This window comes from Pseudoalteromonas caenipelagi, assembly GCF_013140855.1.
Classification (GTDB): Bacteria; Pseudomonadota; Gammaproteobacteria; order Enterobacterales; family Alteromonadaceae; genus Pseudoalteromonas; species Pseudoalteromonas caenipelagi.
On the sequence record NZ_JABBPG010000004.1, the window covers coordinates 19,624 to 45,453 of the forward strand.

Annotated in this window: 28 protein-coding genes; 4 read left to right on the forward strand and 24 right to left on the reverse strand. The window is 42.5% G+C overall.

What is annotated here, in order from left to right; genetic code table 11:
• Positions 1–24: 24 nt before the first annotated feature.
• The 6 genes from HG263_RS10970 to rpe all read right to left on the reverse strand — a co-directional run bounded on the left by HG263_RS10970 (position 25) and on the right by rpe (position 5,777).
• Positions 25–1,236, reverse strand: coding sequence for an aspartate aminotransferase family protein (locus HG263_RS10970; protein ID WP_171626130.1), 1,212 nt, complete (start codon positions 1,234–1,236; stop codon positions 25–27).
• Between the two features lie 310 nt (positions 1,237–1,546).
• On the reverse strand, positions 1,547–2,722 hold the full coding sequence (locus HG263_RS10975; RefSeq protein WP_171626131.1) for an HDOD domain-containing protein: 1,176 nt from the start codon (positions 2,720–2,722) through the stop codon (positions 1,547–1,549).
• Between the two features lie 39 nt (positions 2,723–2,761).
• Positions 2,762–3,343 carry an anthranilate synthase component II gene (locus HG263_RS10980; RefSeq protein WP_171626132.1) on the reverse strand — a complete coding sequence of 194 codons (582 nt, stop codon included), beginning with the start codon at positions 3,341–3,343 and terminating at the stop codon, positions 2,762–2,764.
• Between the two features lie 54 nt (positions 3,344–3,397).
• Positions 3,398–4,402, reverse strand: a complete 1,005-nt coding sequence (gene trpS, locus HG263_RS10985; RefSeq protein ID WP_171626133.1) for a tryptophan--tRNA ligase — start codon at positions 4,400–4,402, stop codon at positions 3,398–3,400.
• A 25-nt stretch (positions 4,403–4,427) separates the two neighbouring features.
• A complete protein-coding gene (locus tag HG263_RS10990) occupies positions 4,428–5,093 on the reverse strand; it encodes an HAD family hydrolase (RefSeq protein ID WP_171626134.1) in 666 nt (221 codons plus the stop codon).
• A gap of 3 nt (positions 5,094–5,096) precedes the next feature.
• Positions 5,097–5,777 carry a ribulose-phosphate 3-epimerase gene (gene rpe / locus HG263_RS10995; RefSeq protein ID WP_171626135.1) on the reverse strand — a complete coding sequence of 227 codons (681 nt, stop codon included), beginning with the start codon at positions 5,775–5,777 and terminating at the stop codon, positions 5,097–5,099.
• Positions 5,778–5,975: 198 nt separating this feature from the next.
• Between rpe and HG263_RS11000 the strand changes: the two genes are divergently transcribed.
• Entirely contained in the window at positions 5,976–6,272 is a 297-nt protein-coding gene (locus HG263_RS11000; RefSeq protein WP_171626136.1) for a hypothetical protein, read from the forward strand.
• A 5-nt stretch (positions 6,273–6,277) separates the two neighbouring features.
• Positions 6,278–6,457, forward strand: a complete 180-nt coding sequence (locus HG263_RS11005) for a DUF2970 domain-containing protein (RefSeq protein ID WP_343043985.1) — start codon at positions 6,278–6,280, stop codon at positions 6,455–6,457.
• Here the strand turns inward: HG263_RS11005 and HG263_RS11010 are convergent.
• The 9 genes from HG263_RS11010 to HG263_RS11050 all read right to left on the reverse strand — a co-directional run bounded on the left by HG263_RS11010 (position 6,442) and on the right by HG263_RS11050 (position 15,436).
• Positions 6,442–7,293: a Dam family site-specific DNA-(adenine-N6)-methyltransferase gene (locus HG263_RS11010; RefSeq protein ID WP_171626137.1), complete on the reverse strand. Its 852-nt coding sequence runs from the start codon at positions 7,291–7,293 to the stop codon at positions 6,442–6,444. The genes HG263_RS11005 and HG263_RS11010 overlap by 16 nt on opposite strands.
• Before the next feature lie 52 nt (positions 7,294–7,345).
• Complete coding sequence (locus HG263_RS11015; protein ID WP_171626138.1) at positions 7,346–8,800, reverse strand: SPOR domain-containing protein; 1,455 nt, start codon at positions 8,798–8,800, stop codon at positions 7,346–7,348.
• Positions 8,800–9,870, reverse strand: a complete 1,071-nt coding sequence (gene aroB, locus HG263_RS11020) for a 3-dehydroquinate synthase (RefSeq protein WP_171626139.1) — start codon at positions 9,868–9,870, stop codon at positions 8,800–8,802. Before aroB ends, HG263_RS11015 begins: the two co-directional genes overlap by 1 nt.
• 23 nt (positions 9,871–9,893) lie before the next feature.
• A complete protein-coding gene (gene aroK, locus HG263_RS11025; protein ID WP_152087244.1) occupies positions 9,894–10,412 on the reverse strand; it encodes a shikimate kinase AroK in 519 nt (172 codons plus the stop codon).
• A 162-nt stretch (positions 10,413–10,574) separates the two neighbouring features.
• Complete coding sequence (locus tag HG263_RS11030; RefSeq protein WP_171626456.1) at positions 10,575–12,608, reverse strand: type IV pilus secretin PilQ; 2,034 nt, start codon at positions 12,606–12,608, stop codon at positions 10,575–10,577.
• A gap of 19 nt (positions 12,609–12,627) precedes the next feature.
• On the reverse strand, positions 12,628–13,170 hold the full coding sequence (locus tag HG263_RS11035) for a pilus assembly protein PilP (RefSeq protein ID WP_171626140.1): 543 nt from the start codon (positions 13,168–13,170) through the stop codon (positions 12,628–12,630).
• Positions 13,167–13,772: a type 4a pilus biogenesis protein PilO gene (locus HG263_RS11040; protein WP_171626141.1), complete on the reverse strand. Its 606-nt coding sequence runs from the start codon at positions 13,770–13,772 to the stop codon at positions 13,167–13,169. The genes HG263_RS11035 and HG263_RS11040 overlap by 4 nt, the downstream gene beginning before the upstream one ends.
• A gap of 24 nt (positions 13,773–13,796) precedes the next feature.
• A complete protein-coding gene (locus tag HG263_RS11045; protein ID WP_171626142.1) occupies positions 13,797–14,369 on the reverse strand; it encodes a PilN domain-containing protein in 573 nt (190 codons plus the stop codon).
• Positions 14,357–15,436, reverse strand: a complete 1,080-nt coding sequence (locus HG263_RS11050; RefSeq protein ID WP_171626143.1) for a pilus assembly protein PilM — start codon at positions 15,434–15,436, stop codon at positions 14,357–14,359. The genes HG263_RS11045 and HG263_RS11050 overlap by 13 nt, the downstream gene beginning before the upstream one ends.
• Before the next feature lie 132 nt (positions 15,437–15,568).
• Here HG263_RS11050 and HG263_RS11055 point away from each other — a divergent pair, with 132 nt between their 5' ends.
• On the forward strand, positions 15,569–18,013 hold the full coding sequence (locus tag HG263_RS11055; RefSeq protein ID WP_171626144.1) for a PBP1A family penicillin-binding protein: 2,445 nt from the start codon (positions 15,569–15,571) through the stop codon (positions 18,011–18,013).
• A 57-nt stretch (positions 18,014–18,070) separates the two neighbouring features.
• Here the strand turns inward: HG263_RS11055 and metL are convergent, their stop codons facing one another.
• Both metL and metB read right to left on the reverse strand, forming a co-directional pair.
• The gene (metL, locus tag HG263_RS11060; protein WP_171626145.1) at positions 18,071–20,419 is read right to left on the reverse strand and encodes a bifunctional aspartate kinase/homoserine dehydrogenase II; all 2,349 of its coding nucleotides are present in this window, start codon (positions 20,417–20,419) and stop codon (positions 18,071–18,073) included.
• Between the two features lie 4 nt (positions 20,420–20,423).
• Positions 20,424–21,647, reverse strand: a complete 1,224-nt coding sequence (gene metB, locus HG263_RS11065; RefSeq protein ID WP_171626146.1) for a cystathionine gamma-synthase — start codon at positions 21,645–21,647, stop codon at positions 20,424–20,426.
• Positions 21,648–21,928: 281 nt separating this feature from the next.
• Here metB and metJ point away from each other — a divergent pair, with 281 nt between their 5' ends.
• Complete coding sequence (metJ, locus tag HG263_RS11070) at positions 21,929–22,249, forward strand: met regulon transcriptional regulator MetJ (RefSeq protein ID WP_171626147.1); 321 nt, start codon at positions 21,929–21,931, stop codon at positions 22,247–22,249.
• Between the two features lie 52 nt (positions 22,250–22,301).
• Here the strand turns inward: metJ and HG263_RS11075 are convergent, their stop codons facing one another.
• The 7 genes from HG263_RS11075 to rpsS all read right to left on the reverse strand — a co-directional run bounded on the left by HG263_RS11075 (position 22,302) and on the right by rpsS (position 25,817).
• Positions 22,302–23,198, reverse strand: a complete 897-nt coding sequence (locus HG263_RS11075) for a sulfite exporter TauE/SafE family protein (RefSeq protein WP_171626148.1) — start codon at positions 23,196–23,198, stop codon at positions 22,302–22,304.
• A gap of 406 nt (positions 23,199–23,604) precedes the next feature.
• Positions 23,605–23,862, reverse strand: coding sequence for a 30S ribosomal protein S17 (gene rpsQ / locus HG263_RS11080; protein ID WP_152087253.1), 258 nt, complete (start codon positions 23,860–23,862; stop codon positions 23,605–23,607).
• On the reverse strand, positions 23,862–24,053 hold the full coding sequence (rpmC, locus tag HG263_RS11085) for a 50S ribosomal protein L29 (RefSeq protein ID WP_070986408.1): 192 nt from the start codon (positions 24,051–24,053) through the stop codon (positions 23,862–23,864). Before rpmC ends, rpsQ begins: the two co-directional genes overlap by 1 nt.
• Positions 24,053–24,466, reverse strand: coding sequence for a 50S ribosomal protein L16 (gene rplP, locus HG263_RS11090; RefSeq protein WP_046004902.1), 414 nt, complete (start codon positions 24,464–24,466; stop codon positions 24,053–24,055). Before rplP ends, rpmC begins: the two co-directional genes overlap by 1 nt.
• A 13-nt stretch (positions 24,467–24,479) precedes the next feature.
• Positions 24,480–25,181, reverse strand: coding sequence for a 30S ribosomal protein S3 (rpsC, locus tag HG263_RS11095; RefSeq protein ID WP_070986410.1), 702 nt, complete (start codon positions 25,179–25,181; stop codon positions 24,480–24,482).
• 12 nt (positions 25,182–25,193) lie between these two features.
• The gene (rplV, locus tag HG263_RS11100) at positions 25,194–25,526 is read right to left on the reverse strand and encodes a 50S ribosomal protein L22 (RefSeq protein ID WP_058031283.1); all 333 of its coding nucleotides are present in this window, start codon (positions 25,524–25,526) and stop codon (positions 25,194–25,196) included.
• 12 nt (positions 25,527–25,538) lie between these two features.
• The gene (gene rpsS / locus HG263_RS11105) at positions 25,539–25,817 is read right to left on the reverse strand and encodes a 30S ribosomal protein S19 (RefSeq protein ID WP_010561269.1); all 279 of its coding nucleotides are present in this window, start codon (positions 25,815–25,817) and stop codon (positions 25,539–25,541) included.
• Positions 25,818–25,830: the final 13 nt, after the last annotated feature.

Sequence of the window (25,830 nt, forward strand, 5' to 3'; positions counted from 1 at the left end):
CTACCTAAGTAGGCCTTGCCAAGATTAAGCGTTATTAGCTACAACACTAGCAACCGCTTTTTCAAAACGAGCCATGCCTTCACGAATATCAGCTTCAGGAATAACGAGAGATGGTGTAAAACGCACTACGTCAGCGCCAGCGACCAATGACATTACGCCTTCTTTTATGCCCGCAACTAAGAACTCTTTAGCGCGGCCTTTGTATTGTTCAGCTACAACGCCACCTAATAATAGGCCTTTACCACGGACTTCGCTAAATACCTTGTACTTGTCATTAATGTCACTGAGAAGCTCACGGAAAAGCGCTTCTTTGTTTTTTACGCCTTCGAGAACTTCAGCCGTATTTACAGTATCAAATGCAGCTTCAGCAACAGCACATGCTAAAGGATTACCACCATAAGTTGAGCCATGAGTACCCACTTTTAAATGCTTAGCAATCTCTGTTGTGGTGATCATTGCACCAATAGGGAAACCACCACCAAGCGCTTTAGCCGTAGTTAAGATATCAGGTGTTACACCTAAGCCTTGATAAGCATACAAATCACCTGTGCGACCGACGCCAGTTTGTACTTCATCGAAAATAAGTAGTGCATTGTGCTTTGTGCAAAGTTCACGAACACCGTTTACAAAGTCAGCATCTGGAGAAATAATGCCGCCTTCACCTTGCAATGGCTCCATCATTACAGCACAGGTACTGTCAGATATTAACGCCTCAAATGCTGCTAAGTCGTTATAATCACAATGTACGATGTCGCCAGGCTTAGGACCAAAACCATCAGAGTAAGCAGCTTGACCACCCACTGTTACGGTAAAGAAAGTACGTCCATGGAAGCCTTTATTAAACGAAATAATCTGTGATTTTTGTTCACCAAAGTTATCCAGTGCAAAACGACGTGCTAGCTTTAATGCCGCCTCATTGGCTTCAGCACCTGAGTTGGCGAAGTAAACTTTCTCAGCAAATGTAGCATCAACCAACTTCTTAGCTAAACGAAGTGCTGGCTCATTAGTCATCACGTTTGATAAATGCCAAAGCTTTTCGCCCTGCTCTTTTAGCGCAGATACTAATGCAGGATGACAATGGCCTAAGCAGTTAACAGCGATACCACCAGCAAAATCAACATATTCACGGCCTTCTTGATCCCATACACGTGACCCTTCACCCTTTACTGGAATAACAGCAGAAGGTGCATAGTTAGGCACCATTACTTGATCGAACAATTCACGATTAATAGTCATTTTAACTCCTCATTTGTTTGAGTAGGGCACCGAGGTAAAAGCATAACTCAGCCTTTGATTATTACATTAGGAGCAATAAAAATTATCACTTGGTGCAAATATCATTCACTTATTATTTCAGAAAAAATGCTGAAAGTCTCATAGAAAACTTTCATAGAGGCCTTGATATTCAAGGGATTGAGATAATATTTCATGACCCGTGAATAACTATTTGCATAGAAAGAAAGGACAAGGAAGATGCGTAAGGTGTATAGCCCTACCGCTTAATTTCTCGGTTGAATGGTTAGTCGTAAAAAAAATTGTATAAATATTACGAAATAGTCAACTGCATACCATGGAATGAGCATGTTGAGAGTATTTTTTGCTCTGTATCGCTCAACCCTAAGTAAGAAAACCATAATTGCGTTTCGTCGTCTTCGATGAAATGGTTCTCTTTTAGTAATAAGTACAACGCATAACCATGGGCTTTTTTTAGTACTATTGTTAACGGCAGGGGGTCACTTAGTTTTTTATGCGAATTTGGTAAATAAGTAACCGCAAACTCTTCCATCGCAGCGTTAAAAGGCAAATATCGAAACGCCATGTTTTCTATCAGCTGTTGAGTAACCTTTGCGGAGTGTTCCAGTAATAAGTTACGCAAAAAAAGTGGATCAGGACTAAGTTCGAGCAGTGCGGTATGTAAGTCTTTGTGGCCTTTATTTCGTGCTTTTAACACTCTGTCCTGCCATGTGGTTTCATAACTTCTTAAATATAGTCGCGTTAGTGCCGCTTTACCGATATCTAACATCATACCTAACGTGTAAGCATGCTGCTCCTTTGCACCATTTAGCTCAGCAAGTGCTTTTGCGGCTAATGCAGTCGCCATACTCAACTCTCTAAGCTTTCGTTTCATTAACTGGAAAGGCTCTGTAGAATAAGGTAACCAATGACGCATAGCATAAGTGGGAATAACCCACTGCAAATTTTCCAGCCCCAAATAACGTAGTGCCAAAGCGGGCGTATCCACTTTAACCGTGGTTCCCATTGAACTTTTTTTACGGTACTGCGGCATGTTAACTAAAGATACCAGCTCTCGCCCCAACCAAGATAAGTCATTAACCAGTGGTTCAAGGCGACCAACAGAGGCCGATTTAACTGCAAGTAAATCGAATATAGCAGGCACACCATCTTCAATGCCCATCACTTCGTAGTACAAACAGTCGATATCATTCACTTCTTTTGTAATGCTGGCTTCTATCGCTTGATGAATATGTTCGCTGGCTTTTGCAATGTATTTATGGTGACTTGTGCTGCTTTCTTTTCGTTTAGCTGAGGCTGCAATTTCGACTTCTAGTAAGGTACGTTGCGGTACTTTCTCACCCAGATTCATCTCTAAGGTATGAATATAACCGAGCTGTTGTTGAGCAAAGCTATGACTAATAAGCAAATCGTGGGCACGTTCACAAAGCGCTTGTGCCATCCTTAAATGCGTATCTTGTTCAGTCATAAGCTCACTTTAAACTAGAAAATTTGTATTATAAAAAGGTTAGAAGCGACGAATAAAGTTATCAAGTAAGTTCAAACCATATTCCGTTAAAATGGCTTCAGGGTGAAACTGCACTCCCTCCAACGCTAAATTAGTATGGCACATCCCCATAATCTCATCCACTTGTTGCGTTGCTGTTTGTGTCCATGCAGTCACTTCAAAACACTCTGGTAAAGTATGCTTATCAACAACAAGAGAATGGTATCTACACACCGTTAAGGGATCCGGTAAGCCCTTAAAAACTCCGATGCCAGTATGCGTTATCTGCGATGTTTTACCATGCATTACAGTATGTGCCCTCACCACGTTTGCGCCTAGAGCCTGTGCGATTGCTTGATGTCCAAGGCAAATCCCAAGTATGGGGATCTGACCTTTAAACTGCTCAATGACTGATAACGAAATTCCCGCTTCGTTAGGAGAGCAAGGTCCGGGAGATATCACTATATGCTCTGGGTTAAGCGCTTTTATATCGGCCAAACTAAGCGCATCATTGCGCTTTACCAGCACTTCTTGATCCAAACGTTGGAAATACTGCACTAGGTTATAAGTAAATGAGTCATAGTTATCGATCATTAATAACATAGAAATTTCCATAAAAAAGCCAGGCCCATGCCTGGCTAACTGCAATATGTAAATTTACGGGCGAGGAATAAAACCAACCGCGTCATAAACCGCTTTTAAGGTTTGCTCGGCTCTAGCGCTTGCCTTTTCAGCCCCCTGCTTCATGATGTTATCCAGTAAAGTTTGATCTTCACGGATCACCTTAAAACGCGCTTGAATTGGTTCTATCATCGCAACTACAGCTTCTGCGGTATCTTTTTTCAAATGCCCATACATTTTATCTGCATATTCAGGTACCAGCTGTTCGATAGAACGCTTAGTTGCAACTGATAGCAAAGTTAACAAATTAGACACGCCAGGCTTCTCGTTACGATCAAAATAAATGCGCGCTTGTTCATCTGAGTCCGTAACCGCCTTTTTGAGCTTTTTCTCAATTTTTTTCGGCTCATCCAGCAACATAATAAATGAATTTGGGTTGTCGTCAGATTTAGACATCTTTTTCAACGGATCTTGTAAACTCATCACACGGGCACCTAACTCAGGAATATAGGGCTCAGGAATTTTGAAGACATCACCGTATAAATTATTAAAACGCGTTGCGATATCTCTAGTGAGTTCTAGATGTTGCTTTTGATCTTCTCCAACCGGTACTTGATCAGCCTGATACAACAAAATATCAGCAGCTTGTAATACTGGATAGGCGAATAAGCCAACATTCACGTTGTTGGCATGTTTAGACGACTTATCCTTAAACTGCGTCATGCGATTCAATTCACCCATTTGCGCATAGCAATTGAGAACCCACGCTAATTGAGCATGTTCTGGCACTTGCGATTGAACAAATAATGCAGACTTTTCTGGGTCGATACCACATGCTGTGTACAAAGCAATTCCATCTAGGACACGATCTCGTAATGCTTGTGGGTCTTGTCGTACTGTAATGGCATGCAAGTCAACCAACATAAAGAAACTTTCATGATCTTCTTGTAAGTTAAGCCACTGGTTTATGGCACCTACATAATTGCCTATCGTCATACCACCGGTTGGCTGAATGCCACTTAACACTACTGGTTTAGTCATGATGTTCCTTTATTAAAATATTGTATTATCGCTGAGTTAAAACAGGGATTATATCTAAGAAATTGTCGCAGAGGTACTGTGGATTAAATTCTTGCAAATTTACTCCTTGATGATAGCCATAAGTTAAGGCTATTACCTCTATGTTTGCGTTGTGAGCTGCTAAAATATCACTCTTTGAATCCCCCACCATAATCACTTCTGATGGCTGCAATGCCATACGCTCACACGCTTTAAGTAATGGCTGCGCGGCTGGCTTCTTCTGCCCATCATCGCCACAAACAAGCACATCAAAATGCGAGCTGAGCTGTAGTTGTTGCAAAAGAGGCACTGTAAACACTCTATCTTTGTTAGTGATTAGCGCTTTTGAAAAACCACTTAAGGCCGCCAAACCTGTTTCCACGTTCGGATATAAGTTTGCGTATTGCCCCGCCAACTGCTCATAGTGACCTTTAAAATTTTTTATGGCAAGGTCAATTAAGGTTTGGGGCAACTCAGGGTTTATTTCGCTATCACCACTTAAGCCGCGTTTGACCAGCATATCAATACCGTTTCCAACCCAAGTGCAAACTTGCGCATAGCTTACAATAGGAAATGCCACTTCGGTTAGCGTCAAATTGAGTGCTATGTACATATCTTGTGCACTGTTAACAAGCGTGCCATCTAAATCAAATAAAATGCCTTTATAGCGCATTACTTATTTTACCTTTGCTAATTCTGCACGCATTTGCGTTATTACGGCTTGATAGTCTGGCTGATTAAAAATGGCCGAACCGGCTACGAACATATCAGCACCAGCTGCTGCAATTTGTGCAATATTGTCAACCTTTACACCACCATCAACTTCTAGACGTATGTTGTAACCGCTTTGATCGATTAAGGTTCTTACCTGACGTAGTTTATCTAACGTATGAGGAATAAAACTTTGTCCTCCAAAGCCTGGATTAACTGACATTAGCAAAATAACATCTAGCTTATCCATAACATGGTCCAAGTAATGCAGTGGTGTAGCTGGGTTAAATACCAAACCAGCTTGACAGCCATTATCTCTAATCAGGCTAATTGTGCGATCAATGTGCTCACTCGCTTCAGGATGAAAAGTAATGATGTTAGCGCCCGCTTTAGCAAAATCAGGAATAAGCGAATCAACAGGTTTGACCATCAAATGCACATCAATGGGAGCTGTAATGCCATAGTCACGCAGCGCTTTGCACACCATAGGACCAAACGTGAGATTGGGTACATAATGGTTGTCCATCACATCAAAATGGATCACATCAGCGCCCGCGTGAAGTACTTTATCTACATCTTCACCCAAACGGGCTAAATCCGCCGATAAAATAGACGGTGCGATTAAATAGTCTAATTGTTTTTGCACAATAAAAGCCTCTGTTCCTCGGTATTGTCTATGCTACTTTACCGCATTTTAGATTCCCGACACACCATTAAGCGCCCACTAACTTTAACAATTCAAAAAAACAACCTACCTGACGCCTATCAACCGTAAATTTCCGTTTGTTTTGTGAACAATTGTTGTGTATTATTTGATGATAACCGTTAGGTGAGGAGTAACACTATGCTGGGTCAGCTTAAAACACGGATGCTTGTTCTTAGTGCGATTGTAGTTATGTCGACGGGATTTGTATTCCAAGATGAAGCTACGTTGGCACTTACAAAACATGACAATTGTACATGTAAAACCACAGATGGCAGTGCTGCACAATACTGTGAAACTGAAAAGGATATCAATTGGTACTCTTGGTTTATGGGTCAAAGTGGCAGTGCACAATTTCACTACCTAGACTTATTGGAGCTTTTATTGGGCTCTGACAGACAAAGCGACAGCGGTATTTCATCAAGGCCAGGACTCTAATCTCCGTGACCTTACTTCGCGTACTACAAAGCGTTTTAGCAGCAATGTTTGGCGTGCAGAGCGAGAAGAAGTATCATGATGATTTCAGTAAACCTGCAATCGCTCCTTACTTGATTGTCGGCATCATCTTAGTTGCGGCGTTAGTCGTTACGCTATCCGCTTTCGTAAACTACTTAGCACAGTAAGGTTTTTGCTTATGGTACATAGCCATGAGCTCATTGACTTTGTTTCGTGCGCCCCCTTTGGGACTGATAGTCCGTTTGACCTGAATAACGTCTAAGTTAGCTTGACTATATATTTTTCGAGTCCATACAGTATCATGATTTGAAATTAATACAGGCGTTTTGTGAACAAATGCCGTTTGCTCAGCTAAGTTTGCTAGGTTCGCCTGATCATCCAAATCAAAACCTCCTTTAGCATAAGACGTAAACGAAGCGGTTTTACTCAAAGGGACATAAGGAGGATCGCAATACACAACTGCGTTTTCAGGAATTTTGCGAAAGACATCCGTATAACTTTTACAGGTGAACGTGGCCCTTTGCGCCTTGCAGGCAAATGCATACATCTCTTTTTCAGGAAAATATGGTCGCTTATATTTTCCAAAAGGAACATTGAATATACCCTTTAGATTGTAACGACATAATCCATTGTAACCATGGCGGTTCATGTACAGAAATAAAATAGCGCGCTCGTAAATGTCGACGCTTTCGTTAAACTGTAAACGATAAGCATAATATGCATCTGGGTGATTGTTCAGCTCAACAAACAGTTTTTTTGCATCGCTTACAAATTCATCAGGTTGGCGCTTAAGCTCATTGTATAAATTGATCAAATCAGCATTGATATCATTTAAGTAATAATATTTAAAATCAGTATTTAAGAATACTGAACCTGCACCTACAAACGGCTCAACTAACGTGTCTGCTTCTTGACTTGCGGTTTTTAACCTACGCGCAATGTCTTCAACCAAACTGTATTTTCCACCTGCCCATTTTAGGAAGGCGCGAGTCTTTTGTTGCATGCTGATTCTATTTATAAAAAATGTGGGCCGATTTTACACTAAAAGTCTATGATTACCGAGTCGGTAGACTAATTTCTTGTTTTATTTTATCAACTTTCTTGAAAAATGGTTGGCCACTTAATATTTGCTCAGACAAAGCTGATTTTGCTTGCTGAGCCTGCTCTAAACTCGAAAATGGCCCCAAAATGACAATCCACCATATTTGACTACTGCGGTTAGCTCTATAAATTTTTATGTTGTCTAGCCTATGCTGCTCGATAAATTCTCGTGCCACTGCTTTATCTTTCACCGCTAAAAGCTGAACAGCCCATTCACTGTCTTCACGCGCCATCAACCAGATACCGTCATCTAGCGTTTGTGCATTACCCGCCGAAGGTGCTTTTGACCCTTGCTGATCTGATTGAACATTTTTCGGTTGCGTAACAGTCACGGACTGTGGACGCTGCTCTGTTCCTTCAACGAGTTGCTCAGCCAGCGCCTCAGCGACTATAGGTGCTGCTGTCGTCTCAACTGTGCCAGCCCCCTCTGCGACATCACTGCCGCTTGCCAGCGCCGAGACAATGGCAGCCACATCCTGCTGTTTTACGACACTACTTTGTTTGCTGGTTGGTAATTCAGTCTCACTCACAACGGGTTCTTGCGTTTCATTTTCGGCTGTTACAGGCTTAGAAACATCCGCAGTATTGACTGTTAAAGGGATGTCGGTTTTTTGCCCATCATTTGCAGCTTGCGTAGCAGTTATGACCGTATCTAGTTGAGTGTTCTCTTCTGGCTCTGGTAATAGCGCAATTAGCTCCTTTTGATAAATGAATGCAGTCATTAGCATGGCCAAAATAACGGTGAAAAGAACAAGGTGCCAAGATAGCTTTGTTGTTTTTTTAGGTGCGGCTCGCAAATCGACTTGCTGCTCACTTTGCCACTCAAGTAATACCGCAGGATTTCCGGCACAACCTCGTAAGAAGGTATGAAAAATAGGATCTTCAAGTGGCGGTAATTGTTTAAAGAACATTTCCATCAAACGGCGAGACTCTGCCATAGATAACGGTTCAATATGAATATCCAAAGCACCTCTTAACATGTTTGGCGCTTGTGCTGTTACTAATATATAAAGCGTTTCAGGACATTTTTTCGCTAATATTTGTAACTGCTCAATCATCTCATCTGATAAGTGTCGCGCGCCATCTAACACCCATAAACAAGGGCCACAAGGTGATTGACTATATAGATTATAGAAGTTCTTGCTCAGAGATAGCTGCTGGTCGATTAAAGGGCCTCTAAAGCTATGTTGCAATAATTGTGTTGTTAGGTCTGAGTCTTTTGTTGTGGCGGAGAGTTGGATGTAAGCTTTATTGAACTCGGGGTACTTACCAGTAATAAAAGATTCCGCAATATAGCTTTTGCCTAATCCTGAAGATCCCACTAAACAAATCAGGTTTTGCCCATATTCAAACTGTAATGCGATACGATCCACTAAGGCGGATCGACTTGGTAATATTTGCGACTGCATTAGCGCCCTATCAGCAATCTCACCGTGTCATCTGACACATCATCTACCAATGCACAAGTACCCAATGAAGTTGGTACTATAAAACGAATGCGCCCTTTTTTGTTCTTTTTATCTTTTCGCATATGCAACAAGAACTGTTCAGAATTCATCTGTGCTGGCACGTCTGTTGGCAATTGATAACTAGCTATTAATGCTTCTATTCTCGTAACTTCTGAGCTAGTCAAAGTATCTCGTAACGAAGCCAGTTTTGCCGCTAATACCATGCCAACTGCAACAGCTTCACCATGCAACCAGTTGCCGTAACCCATTTGAGCTTCGATAGCATGACCAAAAGTATGCCCTAGATTTAATAATGCTCTTACACCCGCTTCAGTTTCATCTTGAGCTACAATTTGCGCTTTAATTTGACAACAACGATGAATAACCTGCATCAGCACATTTTGGTTTAACTCAGTGAGCGCCGTGTGGTTATCTTCTAAAAATGTCAAAAATGGCTCATCATAAATGAGACCGTATTTTATGACCTCAGCCATCCCAGCTGCAAATTCACGGGCGGGCAAGGAGGATAAACTATTGGTGTCAATGAATACCGCTTTAGGTTGATAAAAGGCGCCAATCATATTTTTGCCTAACGGATGATTAACGGCCGTTTTACCACCAACCGAAGAGTCGACTTGCGATAGCAAAGTAGTTGGCATTTGAATAAAAGGTATACCACGTTGATAACACGCAGCAACAAACCCAGTTAAGTCTCCGATAACACCGCCACCAAGGGCGATTAAACAAGTATCTCTGCCACAATTATTTTGCAACAAAAAGGCATTGACCTGCTCGAAATATTCAAGGGTTTTGTATTGCTCACCGTCAGGAAGACAAAAATGTAACGGCTCATAGCCATTAAGCGCATCCAGTAAACTGCCTAGATACAATGGCGCAATAGTATGGTTGGTAATGATGACAGGACGGCATTGACCGATGTACTTGGTGAGCCGTCCGGCATCTGCTAGTAAGTTTTGCCCTATATAGATAGGATAGCTGCGCTCGTTTAAATCTACCTTCAACTCAAGCATCTATCCCTCCTAGGTGGTCAAAATTAAAAATCTAGCTTTTCTATGATTTGATTTGCTACAACCTTTGCACTTTGCTCATCAGTGCGTACTACAAAGTCTGCAACTTCTTTGTACAGAGGCTCTCGTTCCTCTGCTAAACGCTCTAGTACATCGCGTGGCGCTTCTTCTGTTTGCAACAGAGGACGACGTTTATCACGTTGAGTGCGAGCAACTTGTTTTTCAATTGGCGTTTCAAGGTAAACAACAATTCCGCGCGCAGACAACTTATTACGCACTTCTTTGCTTACGACAGAACCACCACCCGTTGCTAAAACTATACCTTGCATTTCTGTAAGGTCCGAAATTACGCCCTCTTCACGCACTCGGAAACCTTCTTCACCCTCAAGATCAAACACCCACGCAATATCTGCGCCTGTACGGCGTTCAATTTCTTGATCCGAGTCGAAAAATTCAAGGTGTAATTGATCAGCTAGGTGACGACCAATTGTGCTCTTACCAGCCCCCATAGGGCCTACTAGAAATATATTACGTTTCTCAGCCATATCTTTTTAGTACTAACGAACTCTAAAATTTGAAATAAAACCCCGCCTAACGACCTGGCCCCAAAATTAAGGAGGGGATTATCTCAGTAATCCACGAACGATTTCAAGTCAAATAGTATAAAAAGCAACTACAGTACGTAAATTCGTTCAACTATTCACTTATTACTGACTGTCAAGCATGATCTTTGGGGTCACGAAAATCAGTAATTCTTTTTTCTCATTTATTTCTCGGGTGTTTCTAAACATCGCACCTAAGTATGGAATGTCACCTAACAGTGGAATTTTACTTACCGCGCTGGTAATTTCTTGCTGGTATATCCCACCCAAGACAACCGTTTGACCATTATCTACCAAAACTTGCGTCTGTATTTGCTGAGTATTAATGGCCACCGCAGGACCATTTGGAGTCTGGACATTATCTCCTCGAGTATCCTGCGTAATTACTAAGTCTAATATAATTTTGTTATCAGGTGTAATTTGTGGTGTCACTTCCAAACTTAATACTGCTTTTTTGAAGCTAACTGAGGTAGCACCACTAGATGCGGCTTCAACATAGGGTATTTCTGTACCTTGCTCAATTCTCGCTTTCTTTTGATTGGCTGTGGTGATACTAGGTGTTGCGATAATTTCACCCTTGTTCTCTTGTTCTAGTGCTGAAAGCTCTAGATCAATCAAAGTACCATCTGCAAGTTTCGCAATATGCATCCCAATTGTACCAGCCGAGGTTCCTGATACTGGCAGATTCACATTTAAACGGTTTGCAAGATCTGGAATTTGACCGTTCGATAATTGCTGAGCACCTGTTAAGTTACCTGATATTGCATCAGTACCTTGCTGATCTCCAAACCCCCAGCGCACTCCCAAGTCTTCTTGAACGTTATCTTTAACGGTCACCATTCGTGACTCAATTCTAACCTGCTTGACCGGTACGTCCAAAGTTTCAACCATTCGCCTGATACTTTCGATACTACGCGCACTGTCTTTAATAAGCAGGGTATTAGTACGCTTATCAACTGACACGCTGCCTCGCTCGCTGACGATGCTGTTAATATCTGTTTTTAATAAATCGGCAAACTCTTCCGCTTTCGCATAATTAAGTTGAATATATTCACTATAAAGCGGCTCTAATTCCTCAACTTGCTTACGCGCTTGAAGCTCCTTAGCCTCTCGAGCTGCGAGCTCTTCTGATGGTGCAACCATCAAAATTGAGCCATCCATGCGCTTGTCTAAGCCTTTGATGCGTAAAACAACATCTAATGCTTGGTCCCAAGGTACACCATCTAAACGTAGCGTAATATTTCCCGCAACTGAGTCGCTGGTAACTAGATTGAAATTGTTAGTATCTGCAATAATTTGCAATACTGAACGTACCGGAATATCTTGAAAATTCAGCGTAATTGGCTGTCCTTGGTAATTCCTGCTGATACCAAAGCTTCGTTCTTCATCGTCTTTTTCTACTGTTAGCGTGAAAATGTTACCAAGCTGCTGATATGTGTATTTAAACGCTTCTTTTGGCTCGATAACCAAGCGGCTTTTGCCATCTTCCCTGAAAGTTTCAACGCGGTTAACTATTGTGCCAAAGTCCATTACATCTAATTCATATAATAGATCATCAGGGATATCAATATGGTGAAAGTCGGCGTAAATTTTACCACCACGCTCTTGCACATCTATTGCTGCTTGAGGAGTATTTAAAAACGCAAGTACCTTCGCCTCGCCTTTGTCTCCTCGTCTAAAGTCAATTGATTGAATTTGGTTTTTCTGCGCTTGTATCGCATCCCCTTCAGCAGAAGGGATCGGGTTGTCAGAAACCTGCAAATAGGCGATATTATTTTTTACAAAGGATTTATAGAGCTTTAATTGCTCCATATGTACCGTTACTATCACTCCATCATCAGTTAACATGCTTTCAATTGTAGTGATCCCCGCTTTGTTGACTTTAAGTGCTTTGAGACTTTCCTCAAATTCAACTTTGGGAAAAAACAATTCTAACCTTGCAGGGTCAGTAAGCGCTTTAACTTGCGGCTCGCCACTTAGCTGCTCGTCAAAAACCAGCTCGAGCTGAGTCTCCCCATTAGGTACGGGGTTGTAACGCACATCGTATAACATAGGCAACGCTTGAGCCCAGCCTGTTATAGCCAGCAATGTGCTACATATTAAACCTTTTACGCTCAAACTACTCCAAGCATGGGACATACTTTCACTACCTTTGTTGTTATTCACTCACACCACTCCCTTGCGCTTCTCGGATCTCGACTCTTGATAGCCGTTCTTTCCAACAGCCACTGCCATCAGGGATTAATTCTAATAATTCAATATATCCTGGTTGTACATTAATAACTTCACCATGATAAAGACCCATATACTGGCCTCTTTTTATTTTATATAGACCTTGATCAGATGCTTTAATCAGCGCCCATGTTACGTTTTGGGTTGCAATTGTCCCTTTCATCGAAAGCGTATCTATTGGATATTTTTCGAGTGGATCTCTTGCTCTATCAGGGTCAGGGTGCAAACAATTTTGCACCTGAATCATTTTACTCTCTATCACTTCAGGCTCCGGCGCCACAAAGGGGCTTCTTAAATTATGGGCCGTGTAAGCAAAATGCGTAAAGTCTCGCATTTGCGGAACCGGTTCAACTTGCGGTGTCGCACTTGCCTGAATTTGATCAATAAACTCTTTTTGCTCTGCTGTATTATCGTTACACCCAAACAGCACACTTAAGACAAGCATCAAATATGCGTTATGTTTTGTCATGGCTCATCACCCTGCCCATAACGATATGTTTTCGCTACTACGCTAAATATCAAAGAGTTACTACCTGCATTTTCTATTCTGAAATCATGTAAGCTAACAATACGTGGCAACTGTGCAACTTTACTAACAAACTCTCCAAACTCATGATATGTCCCAACGACTTCCAATTTAATTGGCAGTTCAGTGTAAAACTCTTTTTTATTTTCAGGTAACCAGCCAATCTTTAAGAAAGTCAAGCCACTAGAGGTACCTACGTACGTCAAATCATCGAGTAGACCTGGCGTTTCATTTGAGGATGGTAACTGGCGTAATAGTAGCGAGAACTGCGCCTCCATATCTTTCATTTGTTGACGATATAGGTCTAAGTTATTAGCTCGAGCATATTTAATGCGATAACTGGTACGCAACTGTGCCTCTTGTTGAACTACGTGCTCGTATTTAGCTATCGAATTAGAAACCAGCAAACTGTAGCCAACGACAAAAGTAATCACCACCACCAATGCACAACACATGACTTTAACAGCAAGTGGCCACTCACCTATATTGTCGAGTTCAATCTCGTTCCAATCAATACTTTGTATAGATTTCAAATCAAAATTCACGCTGCTATCTCGCTAATACCTAATCTATTTATCACGCTCAGCCGCCTGTATTTCACGAAACGGTTTAACATAAAAATGCATTGTAAAATCACTCAGTAAACGTGAATTTTGCTCACCGGTAACAATACCCTGAATAGTTGGCCGTTCTAGTAAATAAGAACTTTCAACAGAGCGCAGCATTTGTGAGAGGCGGTTATTTGATTCGCTACGACCCACAACTTTAATCAAGTCTTCTTTACGCTCTAAACTAGTTAAATAAACACCTGCAGGTACTACTCGTACTACCTCATCAATAATCTGAGTCCCTAAGTTTCTGTTACTTTGTAACTCTTCAATAAGATTGATCCGCCTTTGCAAACTTTCTTTTTGCTGGCTCAGGTCATTGATCTCCACAATACGGCTATCTAATTTACCTACCTCTTTATTCAGGTATTCATTCTTTATTTGCTGTCCTTCTGTCAGAGCGTCGTAAAAAGAACCAATTAAATACAAAACAAAAAGCACCGCAACAATATTGGCGGCAATAATCGATAGAAACTTTTTTTGTGATGCTTGTCTGCGCTGCTCTCGCCAAGGAAGCAAATTTATATGTGGCATGACGAAAAGCTCCTCAATGCCAAACCTGTGGCAATTGCAAACTGTGGTTTATGGCGCTCTAAAACATTGCGATCGACTTTCGGCGCTATTTCCATATCGGCAAATGGGTCTGCAATAATAGTATGAATCCCTAACTCTTCTATTAATAGTCTATCTAATCCTTCAACCAATGCTGTGCCACCTGTAAGCACAATGTAATCGATCTGTTCTTTGCCACTACTTGTGATAAACATTTGTACTGCTCTGCGTACTTGCTGTAACAAAGCCGTTTGAAAGGGCGCTAGCACTTCGAATATATAGTTTGGCGGTAAATCCCCCGTTGTTTTTGCGATTTCAGCTTCATCAAAAGTCTTGTTATAGTAAGCAACAATACTATTTGTGTATTGTTCACCGCCAAACACTTGGTCACGCGTATAAATCGTTTTTCCAGACAGCACCACACTCACCAAACTGATTGCAGCTCCGATATCAATGATAGCCACCGTTTTATCAAAGGCATCCGCGGGTAACTGACTGTATAGTACCGTTAAAGATCTACTCAATGCGTAGTTTTCAACATCGACCACCTTTGCTTGATATCCACCTTCTTCCAATGCACCGACTCTCGCCTCCACACTTTCGGTGCGCGCAGCTGATAACAATACGTTGACTTTGGAAGGATCAGCATCATTCACAGATATTTTCTCAAAATCAATACTCACTTCATCGAGCGAGTAAGGGATCAGGCTGTCGGCTTCAATCGCTATTTGCGATTCGAGTTCAGCATCGGTTAATGAGACATCCATAAAAATTACTTTGGTGATCACGGTTTGCCCTGAGACGGCTACTGCGCCAAACTGAGTCAGCCTCGGAATGCGCTTTTTGATTTTTCCTATCACTCGTCCAATCGCTTCAATATCTTGGATTGTTCGTTCAGTGATAGCCCCCTTCGGCACAAGCTCAATTGCTACCGCTTCAACACGATAGCCAGCAGAAGATTGCGACAACAGTACGGCCTTGACACAATGCGAGCCAATATCAATACCAATCATCATCGGAGCTTGCTTTTGAAAAAGGTTACTGAGCATGCGTTTGGTCTTTATCCTTTGTTTTAACTTTTAATAAGTTATAATTATAACGCGAAAATTATTAATCGTTTTTTATTCAAGATATACTAGCAGTGTCTACCTATAATTGGGAGTCTAACTAGGGAACATTCCGTGACTTTATTGAGAAGAGCAATACAATTTTTCATCGCAATAGGCGTTTTAGCCCTGCTAACGTTAATCAGTCTTTATTATTATGTCAAACAAGATATACCCAGTGTCGAGGTGTTACGTGATGTACAGCTACAAACTCCGATGCAAGTATTTACTCAAGATGGCAAGCTGATAAACCAATTTGGAGAAAAACGCCGTATTCCGGTCAAAATAGACGACATTCCAAAACCTCTGCTGCAGGCCTTTCTCGCAACGGAAGACAATCGCTTTTATGAACACTTTGGCGTTGATCCAATTGGGATAATACGTTCAGCAATCGTACTAATTAGCACCGGGCAGAAGAAGCAAGGTGCTAGTACTATCACCATGCAGCTTGCCCGTAATTTCTTTTTAACTCGAGAAAAAGCGTATATTCGTAAGGTGAAAGAGATTTTTATCGCGTTACATATTGAGCAATTACTTACAAAGGATGAAATTCTTGAGCTGTATTTAAACAAAATAGAGCTAGGTAATCGCGCTTTTGGTATTGGTGCTGCGGCACAAGTTTATTATGGCAAAGACTTAAAAGAGCTTACTTTGGCACAAATGGCAATGATTGCAGGTTTACCAAAGGCTCCCTCAGCATTAAACCCTATTAGAAACCCTACTCGTGCTAAATTACGCAGAAACGTGGTTTTGAGCCGCATGCTCAAGGAAAAATATATTTCCAAAGCGCAGTATGATGAAGCGCGTTTAGCCCCCATTACAGCAAAGTTCCATGGCGCAGAAATAGAGCTGTATGCTCCCTACATTGCTGAAATGGTACGCAGCTATATGGTTGATACCTATGGCGAAGATAAAGCCTATAACAGTGGGTTTAAAGTCTTCACAACCGTTGAATCACAAATTCAAAAGGCAGCACAACAAGCTCTTATAAATAATCTACATAGTTATGATATGCGACATGGCTATCGTGGTCCTGAACGCGTTTTGTGGACAGAAGAGCAATCTGCGCTAAGTAGCCAAGAGATTATAGAAGCGCTTCATAATGCAAAAGAGATAGATCCCCTTAAAGCTGCCGTGGTTGTTGATGTAGCAGAGCAAAGTGTGACCGCATTACTGAAATCTGGTGACTATATAACGCTCCCTTGGGAGGGCTTAAAGTGGGCACGCGGATATATTTCTGATACCCGCCAAGCAATGCCACCGAAAACGGCTTCTGAGATACTCTCGCCAGGCATGCAGGTTTGGGTTCGCCAAATAGCAGATACTTGGCAACTAAGCCAGTATCCAAGACCTGCAAGCGCCTTAGTTTCTATGGACCCGCAAAATGGTCGAATTAAAGCCCTAGTGGGCGGATACAGTTTCGCTCAAAGTCAGTATAACCGTGCTACACAGGCGAAACGTCAAGTGGGCTCTAATATCAAGCCATTCATTTACTCTGCGGCATTTGAGAGTGGTTATACACTGGCAACCATTATCAATGATGCGCCGATTAATCAATGGGATAAAAGCGTTGGTGTGGCTTGGCGCCCTAAAAACAGTCCTGAAGTATATAATGGTCCCATTCGCATTCGTCGCGCATTAGCTCAATCTAAGAACGTGGTATCTGTTCGGTTACTAAAAGGCGTAGGCTTACAGCGTACAGCAGATCATTTACTTAAGTTTGGCTTTGCGGATGGAGACATTAATCGTAGTGAATCTCTTGCCTTAGGGAGTGCCGCCATCACACCACTAGAAATGGCCAGAGGGATGAGTACCTTTGCTAACGGTGGTCATCTGATCGAACCTTACTTTATCAGCGAACTTCAAGATGCGTTTGGTAATACCCTGGGCCAAGCACAACCCTTAATCGCCTGTGATGAAGAGCAGTTAGAAACTCAGTCACAGCAGTGTGCCCCCAGAGTTATATCGCAGCAGAATGCCTTTTTAGTTGCCAGTGCAATGCATAGCGCTATTTGGGGAGGTGGAAGCTGGAAACATAAAACAGGTTGGACAGGTACGGGGTGGCGGGCACAAGCACTCAAACGTCGTGATTTAGCAGGAAAAACCGGTACAACCAATGACTCCGTGGATACATGGTTTAGCGGCTTTAACCGTAACGTGTTAACCACCGTTTGGGTTGGCTTTGATGATGCTGGTAAACCTCTAGGGCGGGCCGCATATAACACCAACCTAGGGAGTAACCAAATTGTGGGAGCTGAGTCGGGTGCCACGACGGCGCAACCTGCTTGGGTTGAATTCATGAAAGTAGCACTGGCAAATCAACCGGAAGCCCCTGTTGAACCCCCACCAGGGTTGATCTCAACGCGGATCGACTTGAAAACAGGGTTGTTGAGTAACAAAAATGACCACACCAGTCGCTTTGAATACTTTATCTCTGGTACAGCGCCGACTAAATATGCGCTAGATGAAAACAACAGCACACCATTTGGTGACAAGCCTTTACAAGAAGAGCTGTTTTGATAATCAAGAGCAATAAAAAAGGCGATTCATAAATCGCCTTTTTTATTGTCCAATTACCTACTTTAGCCGTTGAACTAGCCAATACAAATCAGAATGTACTCCGGCTGCCGTGACTTCTTTACCCGCTCCAGGCCCTTGCAACACAAGCGGGTTATCTTCATACCAGACACTCTTGATCACAAAGATGTTGTCGCCAGGGGTTAAATTAGCAATCGCTGATGACTTATCAACGTAGGCGATACCAACTTTCGCTTTTGCTTTCCCAGATGCAAAAACTTGCAAGGAGCCAGTATATCTCAGCACTTTGTCTTGCGTTATTCCCTGTTGGTATAGATGCTCATAAAAGCTATCTAACTCCCCCTTGCGAGCTAAAAATTCATCCCAGCTACCTTGAGCTAAATCATCTGGCATCAAGGGCTCTAGCTCTATATCAGCCAAATCCAGAGTTAGACCAATGTCTCTTGCTAAAATCAGCAGTTTGCGCTGCATATCTCGACCAGATAAATCTTCTCGAGGATCAGGCTCCGTGTAGCCCATATCCTTGGCTTCTAGCACTAAGCTGGAAAAGGGCTTGCTACCGTCAAAGCTGCTGCATAGCCATGATAAGGTCCCTGAAAAAACACCTTCAATTTGCGTGACTTTGTCACCACTATGCTGCAAATCAGCTAGCGCAAAGTTGATTGGTAAGCCAGCGCCAACACTGGTGTTATATCGCCAGTGCAAGCTACGCTCGTTGAGCTGTTCACGTAGCTGCTGGTACCACGTGCTTTCTGCCGTACCTGCATACTTATTTGCGCTGATCAAGTGACAGTCTTGCTTAACCAATTGCGGATATAACTTACTAAACTCCTCACTCGCAGTGATATCAATAACCACTTTGTGCTCATAGTCAAGCTCGCCAATACGCTCGATTAAGTCCTCATTATTATAATCAACAGACTCGTTTTGCCACTGCTGCTGCCAAGCTGACAATGAGATCCCGTTAGCCGAAAACAGCATCTTTTTTGAGCGTAGCAAAGCTACAACTTTCACATCGAACTGTTGTTGTAAATGTGCTACCTGTCGCTGACACTGATTGACAAAAACTTCACCTACATTGCCTAAGCCCGCGATGACTACCGCCAGCTCTCGTCCTTTATTCACTAACTTGTCGTGTAAAATCGCTAACACATCGCTATCAATTGCCTGATCAGTTAAGAACAGCGCATATTCATTATCTTTGTGGTTAAAACGCACGACGATATTTTGTTCATGCAGTAACTGAGCTGCCTGCGCTTGCAGCTGAGCAATATTGGCCGATGGTGCAACAACGGCAAAGCCCTGCAAGGCGCTTTCAACTATATTCGCACGCCCTGATAATGCCTTTAAAACACGATGCGTGCTTTGCGCTGGCACTAAAATAAACGTTTCGCCTTGGGCACTGAAGTGATGAATACTATGCTGGATGATTTGACTTAGCTGCCCCACTTCACCGGGTGCAATAGCATCCACGCGGACTAGGTCTAAGTCTTCAAACGTGGTGATAAAACGCTTAGCCTTACTGTAGCCTTCTTTAACAATCTCGGTTGGAGGGGATTCAACATCAAAACTACTTCGAACCTGTAGCTTTATTTTGCTGTGCTTAAGTGGAGAAAGCGTCTTAGCATGCAATACTGGATTACCTAAACGCGCCAGCAAATGCGCCTGTGCTCTACACACTTTGGGATATTTAATCGCATTTGCTACTTTACGAGGATCGGTACTGAAAACGCCCTGCGTGTCGGTCCAAATAGATACAGCATCTGCATCAATATAGCTTGCCAACAATGTCGCACTATAGTCACTGCCATTGCGTCCCAGAGTAACTGTATTCTTCTCAACATCGCTAGCTATAAAACCAGTAACCACATACAGCGACGTGTCTTTTAATCGCTCCATGCAAGCCTGCTTATTCTGCTGATGCAACAACTGCCCATGATGCAATGTGAAAAGGTTTCTTGCATCGACGTGCTCAGCGGCAAATCCTAATTGTGATAAATAGCAAGCGAGCAACCTTGCCGACCATAATTCGCCGTGTGCCAGCAATGTAGCTTCATGAAGCGTATCTTGTTTTGCATGTGATGTTATCCGTTGCAGCTCTAAATCAAGTTGCTCTAGTAACGTGTGTTGTTGCTGAGACTCAAACAGTGCTCGTATAAGCTCCGCTTGATGATTTTCTACCTGCAATAAAATATCACTAAAGCCCTGGCTATCATCTTGCTGATAGCTTTCCCACAACTTAACCAACGTATTTGTAGTCTTACCCGCTGCGGAGACCACCACACAATCACCAGCTCGGCAATGACTTAACACAATTTGCGCAACGGCTTGATAACGCTCTGCAGAACTGAGGCTAGAGCCTCCGAATTTATGTACTACTTTAGTCATTTTCTTACCACAAAGCCGTATGTGCCGGCGTTAGTTTAAACGTTTTACCTTCATCTGAAGCGCTCTGACAGCCAGTGTGAAGCCTATTAAATGCTTGCTCCAAGTCATCCAGTAAATCCTGTACATCTTCAATACCCACAGAAATACGTATCAAAGTGTCTCCCACACCAGCTTCTAAACGTGCTTGTGGTTCCATGCCTGCATGAGTCATTGTAGCAGGGTGACAAATTAAACTTTCAACTCCCCCTAACGATTCGGCCAAAGAAAATTGCTTTAAGCTCGTCAAGAAGGCTGCTGATTCTTGCAAACCACCTTTAATATCGAAACTCACCATCCCACCAAATCCCTCTTGCTGTTGTTTAGCTAGTTCGTGCTGAGGGTGTGATTCTAGGCCTGGGTAATACACTTGGCTCACATAAGGTGACTGCGCTAGATACTTTGCAATAGTAAGTGCGTTTTCTTGATGCTGTCTTAAACGTACATTCAAAGTGCGTAATCCTCTTAGCGTTAAATAACTATCGAACGGCGCACCAGTTATGCCTATATTGTTTGCCCACCAAGCTAGCTCTTCACCCAATTCTGCCGTTTTAGCAATGACCGCACCACCAACAACATCAGAGTGACCATTGATATATTTCGTCGTTGAGTGCACAACAATATCTACACCAAATTTTATTGGGTTTTGCAGTGCCGGAGATAAGAAAGTATTATCAGCGGCGACTAAAGCCCCTACGTCTTTTGCAGCCTGTGCGACAGCTTTAATGTCAGTGAGTCTTAAAATAGGATTACTCGGCGTTTCTATCCACACAAGTTTAGGCTTTATTGTTTTTATTTGCTCATAACTTTTTGGTTGAGTTAAATCGAGCACTTCGAGTTTTAGCAATCCACGCTTTTGCAAAGATGTAAATAAGCGATAACTTCCACCATAGCAATCATGAGGGATCACTAAGGTGTCATCGTGATTTAAAAGTTGAGTCACCAGGTGTACAGCCGACATACCGGTTGCAGTAATAATACCTCTTTCACCTCCTTCGAGCTGGGCAAGAGTTTGCGCTAGCGTATCTCGATTAGGATTACCGCTACGGCCATAATCATAAGCACGTTTGGTATCAAAATCGGCGAACGAGTAGGTCGTTGATAGATAAAGTGGAGGCACGACCGCACCGTGGTGCTTATCCGCTTCAATACCGTGGCGCACTGCAATCGTCGACTTTTTTCTTTGACTCATTTCATCACCTAGAAAGTTGGATGTTTAGACGTCTAAAAGGTTAGATGATAAAAAAAGAGAAGTCAAAACATTTATACCGCTAAATGGCTATTTAACTAGTATTTGACTATCTTTTTTAAACCGATAAAATTTCGCCACTTAACTAATTAGTATTGCTAATAAGACTGCGTTTTTGAATAAACTATCATAGGTACATCTAGTAGTTTATGCCACATAGTTAGTAAACGCGTTGACGAACCCAGTCTTATTAGCACTCCCAACACTGAGGCAGCAACAACACTATGGCTAAATGGAACGGTGAATATATTCACCCTTATGCAGAGCACGGTAAAAAATCTGAACAAGTAAAAAAGATCACCGTCTCTATCCCGTTAAATGTATTGAAAGTACTAACTGATGAGCGCACTCGCCGTCAGGTAAATAACCTGCGCCATGCCACCAACAGTGAGCTACTATGCGAAGCGTTTTTACATGCTTTTACTGGCCAGCCGCTACCAAGCGATGAAGATTTGCGTAAGGATAACCCTGAAAAAGTGCCTGAAGAAGTGCGTAAGATTATGGAAGATATGGGGCTGGAAGTACCCGAGATCAACGAAGAGTAATATACTTAAAAATCAGCCATGACTTGGCTCGTGGCTGATTTTACCAAACAAGTTATCCGTTTTGTTCCTCACAGACCACAGGCATATCACGTTTGTTCACCTGCGTCGGTTTAAGCTTTAATAGCAAAATCACGGCAACGTAAATTAATAAGCTACTCAGCAGTATCACTTTAATAGGGTGTAGGGGTAGTAACAAAAGCGTACTGACTGACTCAACTATAATAACCACTATCACAAAACTTAAAATATGTGACGGTTGCAATTTTGTCAGTATATAACCACCTAAAGGCGCTCCCAAAGCAACAACTGGTGCAGCGAAAAACCAGCTTTTTACTACGAATTCCGATGGTTGCTGATCTAAAACAAAAAACAAAACCGCACCGAGCTGTGCATTAAGTGCCATAAATGTCACCGTCGTAGGTATCATTTGTCTAGCTTGACTACCAAGCAAAAGTACAAAATAAAAAAACAGTAAAGTATCTGCTCCTGAGCCTAAGTAGCCGGTTATCATTCCACCTAAAAACGTAAGCAGTGAAAAGGTATAACGTCGTTTCCTATCGTTTAGGTTGATAACCAGATTTCGTTTGTCATGTATGAGTAGAATAGCAACCAGTAGTAAGAAGCAACTAAATGCATACTTTAACAATAGTCCGTCAGTGACAGAAAAAGCAACAGCGCATAACTGCCCTAATACGGCATACAACATACCTCGAGCAATCACGGCCCAATCAATAAAGACGCGTTGACTAATAAAGTAGAGAGTCGCAAAAGTCATACCGACTGACTGTATGAAAAGAGAAAACACGCGAGCTTCTGCTGCGCTCACTTGTAATACTTTGGTGAAGACTGGAAATGCGACAGCTCCACCACCTAAAGGTGTTGACCCAGCAACAAAAGATCCAAATAGCATGGTGAGGCCTGTTTCCCAGCTGGATAACAGCGCTGTCATATCCCACAACAATATAAATGCTATTGCCCATACAGCAGCACTAAAGAGCAGAACCAACCAAAAAAGCTTGCCACGGTAGCACATTTTATGAACGTTCCTTTAAAAGTTAAGATATACACTCCCTACCAATTTAGTCTGTTTTGAGCAGTCAACTGCATAGCAGGGTTCAATTTACTCTAACACAATCCAACAGTCGCAAAAATAGCCACCCATTACCTTTACTATATATCTGCTGCAAACATTCAATAACCTTGCGATTGAGTCCTTCGAGAACAAATCAAGGCACTAGAGTAAAAACCGACATTTATATAAGTGTGGATATTATTTCGATACATAAAAAGCAAAAAGCCCCGACCCAAGGGCCGAGGCTTTTGAAAACAAAGTTTAATTTAGTATAAAACTAAAATTAAGCTTGCTTAGGACGTGAAACTACTTCAACTAAAGTCCATGATTTCTTTTTAGAAATCGGCGCACATTCACTGATAGTAACTGTATCGCCTGCTTTAGCAGTGTTGCTTTCGTCATGTGCGTGCAACTTAGTTGTACGCTTGATGAATTTACCGTAAATCGGGTGCTTCACCTGACGCTCGATAGCAACAACGATAGATTTGTCCATCTTGTCGCTTAGTACACGACCTTGAAGAGTACGGATCTTATCGCTCATTATGCACCTGCCTTCTGGTTGATAACCGTTTTAACACGCGCAATATTGCGACGTACTTTTTTCAGCTCGTGAGTTTGAGCTAGCTGACCAGTGCTCACTTGCATGCGCAGGTTGAACTGCTCACGTAGTAGCTCTAGAAGTTCAGCATTTAGCTCTTCTACGCTTTTGTCTTTAAGTTCGCTAGCTTTCATCACATTACCGTCCGAGTTACAAATGTTGTTTTGAAAGGTAATTTACGAGCAGCTAGGTTGAATGCTTCACGAGCAAGCTCTTCAGAAACACCTTCCATCTCGTAAAGTACTTTGCCTGGCTGGATTTCAGCAACCCAGTACTCAACAGAGCCTTTACCTTTACCCATACGAACTTCAAGCGGCTTTTCAGTGATTGGCTTGTCTGGGAACACACGGATCCAGATTTTACCTTGACGCTTGACGTGACGAGTCATAGCACGACGAGCTGCTTCGATTTGACGAGCAGTCATACGACCACGACCTGTTGCTTTCAAGCCGAAAGAACCGAAGCTTACTTTGTTACCGCTGTTTGCAAGACCACGGTTGCGGCCTTTATGCACTTTACGGAATTTTGTACGTTTTGGCTGTAACATTAATCGCTACCTCTTACTTAGCACTTTTTTTGGCTTTCTTCGGCGCACGTTTAGCTGGCTTCTCTTGCTCTTGAACTAGTGGTAAACCACCAATTACTTCGCCTTTGAAGATCCAAACTTTAACACCGATGATACCGTAAGTGGTTAACGCTTCAGAAGTTGCATAATCGATATCAGCACGTAGAGTATGTAGAGGTACACGACCTTCACGATACCACTCAGAACGTGCGATTTCAGCGCCGCCTAGACGACCGCTTACTTCAACTTTGATACCTTTAGCACCAATGCGCATTGCATTTTGTACCGAACGCTTCATAGCGCGACGGAACATAACACGACGCTCAAGCTGAGATGCGATGCCATCTGCAACTAATTGTGCATCTAGCTCTGGTTTACGTACTTCAGAAATATTGATCTGAGCAGGTACACCCGCAATCTTTGTTACAGCTTGACGAAGCTTTTCAACGTCTTCGCCTTTTTTACCGATAACAACACCAGGACGAGCTGTGTGAATTGTTACACGGATTGATTTAGCTGGACGCTCGATAACGATTTTAGACACAGAAGCTGCTTTCAATTCCTTAGTAAGGTATTGACGCACTTTGTGATCGCCAAAAAGCTGTGCAGAGAAATCTTTTGTATTCGCGTACCAGGTAGAAACCCAAGGTTTAGAGATACCTAGGCGAATACCAGTAGGATGAACTTTTTGTCCCATTACTTATATCTCCTAGCTATCCGAAACCACAACAGTGATGTGGCTTGTACGCTTAAGGATGCGGTCAGCGCGTCCTTTAGCACGTGGCATGATACGTTTCATTGTAGGACCATCGTCCACAAAAATCGTAGCTACACGTAGCTCATCAATGTCAGCACCTTCGTTGTGCTCTGCGTTCGCAATAGCAGACTCAAGTACTTTTTTAACTAATACAGCCGCTTTCTTTGGGCTGTACGCCAGGATTTCTAGAGCGCGATCTACCGGTAGTCCGCGGATCTGATCAGCTACTAGACGTGCTTTTTGCGCCGAACCAGAGGCGAATTTGTGTTTAGCTAATGCTTCCATCATACCCTCCGATTAACGTTTTTTAGCTTTCTTATCCGCAGCGTGACCGCGGTAAGTACGTGTAGGTGCAAATTCACCTAGTTTGTGACCGATCATTTCGTCCGAAACAAATACAGGGACGTGCTGACGACCATTATGGACTGCGATGGTCAATCCGATCATATTAGGGATGATCATTGAACGACGGCTCCAAGTCTTTATAGGCTTCTTGTCACCGCTTTCCAACGCCTTCTCTACCTTCTTCAGCAAGTGTAGGTCAATGAATGGACCCTTCTTGAGAGAACGTGGCATGGCAATTCCTCAA

Coding starts and splice junctions, on each gene's coding strand:
- HG263_RS10970 (WP_171626130.1), bottom strand. CDS start 1,236: ATGACTATTAATCGTGAATTGTTCGATCAAGTAATGGTGCCTAACTAT.
- HG263_RS10975 (WP_171626131.1), bottom strand. CDS start 2,722: ATGACTGAACAAGATACGCATTTAAGGATGGCACAAGCGCTTTGTGAA.
- HG263_RS10980 (WP_171626132.1), bottom strand. CDS start 3,343: ATGTTATTAATGATCGATAACTATGACTCATTTACTTATAACCTAGTG.
- trpS (WP_171626133.1), bottom strand. CDS start 4,402: ATGACTAAACCAGTAGTGTTAAGTGGCATTCAGCCAACCGGTGGTATG.
- HG263_RS10990 (WP_171626134.1), bottom strand. CDS start 5,093: ATGCGCTATAAAGGCATTTTATTTGATTTAGATGGCACGCTTGTTAAC.
- HG263_RS11000 (WP_171626136.1), top strand. CDS start 5,976: ATGCTGGGTCAGCTTAAAACACGGATGCTTGTTCTTAGTGCGATTGTA.
- HG263_RS11010 (WP_171626137.1), bottom strand. CDS start 7,293: ATGCAACAAAAGACTCGCGCCTTCCTAAAATGGGCAGGTGGAAAATAC.
- HG263_RS11015 (WP_171626138.1), bottom strand. CDS start 8,800: ATGCAGTCGCAAATATTACCAAGTCGATCCGCCTTAGTGGATCGTATC.
- aroB (WP_171626139.1), bottom strand. CDS start 9,870: ATGCTTGAGTTGAAGGTAGATTTAAACGAGCGCAGCTATCCTATCTAT.
- aroK (WP_152087244.1), bottom strand. CDS start 10,412: ATGGCTGAGAAACGTAATATATTTCTAGTAGGCCCTATGGGGGCTGGT.
- HG263_RS11030 (WP_171626456.1), bottom strand. CDS start 12,608: ATGTCCCATGCTTGGAGTAGTTTGAGCGTAAAAGGTTTAATATGTAGC.
- HG263_RS11035 (WP_171626140.1), bottom strand. CDS start 13,170: ATGACAAAACATAACGCATATTTGATGCTTGTCTTAAGTGTGCTGTTT.
- HG263_RS11045 (WP_171626142.1), bottom strand. CDS start 14,369: ATGCCACATATAAATTTGCTTCCTTGGCGAGAGCAGCGCAGACAAGCA.
- HG263_RS11050 (WP_171626143.1), bottom strand. CDS start 15,436: ATGCTCAGTAACCTTTTTCAAAAGCAAGCTCCGATGATGATTGGTATT.
- metL (WP_171626145.1), bottom strand. CDS start 20,419: ATGACTAAAGTAGTACATAAATTCGGAGGCTCTAGCCTCAGTTCTGCA.
- metB (WP_171626146.1), bottom strand. CDS start 21,647: ATGAGTCAAAGAAAAAAGTCGACGATTGCAGTGCGCCACGGTATTGAA.
- metJ (WP_171626147.1), top strand. CDS start 21,929: ATGGCTAAATGGAACGGTGAATATATTCACCCTTATGCAGAGCACGGT.
- HG263_RS11075 (WP_171626148.1), bottom strand. CDS start 23,198: ATGACAGCGCTGTTATCCAGCTGGGAAACAGGCCTCACCATGCTATTT.
- rpsQ (WP_152087253.1), bottom strand. CDS start 23,862: ATGAGCGATAAGATCCGTACTCTTCAAGGTCGTGTACTAAGCGACAAG.
- rpmC (WP_070986408.1), bottom strand. CDS start 24,053: ATGAAAGCTAGCGAACTTAAAGACAAAAGCGTAGAAGAGCTAAATGCT.
- rplP (WP_046004902.1), bottom strand. CDS start 24,466: ATGTTACAGCCAAAACGTACAAAATTCCGTAAAGTGCATAAAGGCCGC.
- rpsC (WP_070986410.1), bottom strand. CDS start 25,181: ATGGGACAAAAAGTTCATCCTACTGGTATTCGCCTAGGTATCTCTAAA.
- rplV (WP_058031283.1), bottom strand. CDS start 25,526: ATGGAAGCATTAGCTAAACACAAATTCGCCTCTGGTTCGGCGCAAAAA.
- rpsS (WP_010561269.1), bottom strand. CDS start 25,817: ATGCCACGTTCTCTCAAGAAGGGTCCATTCATTGACCTACACTTGCTG.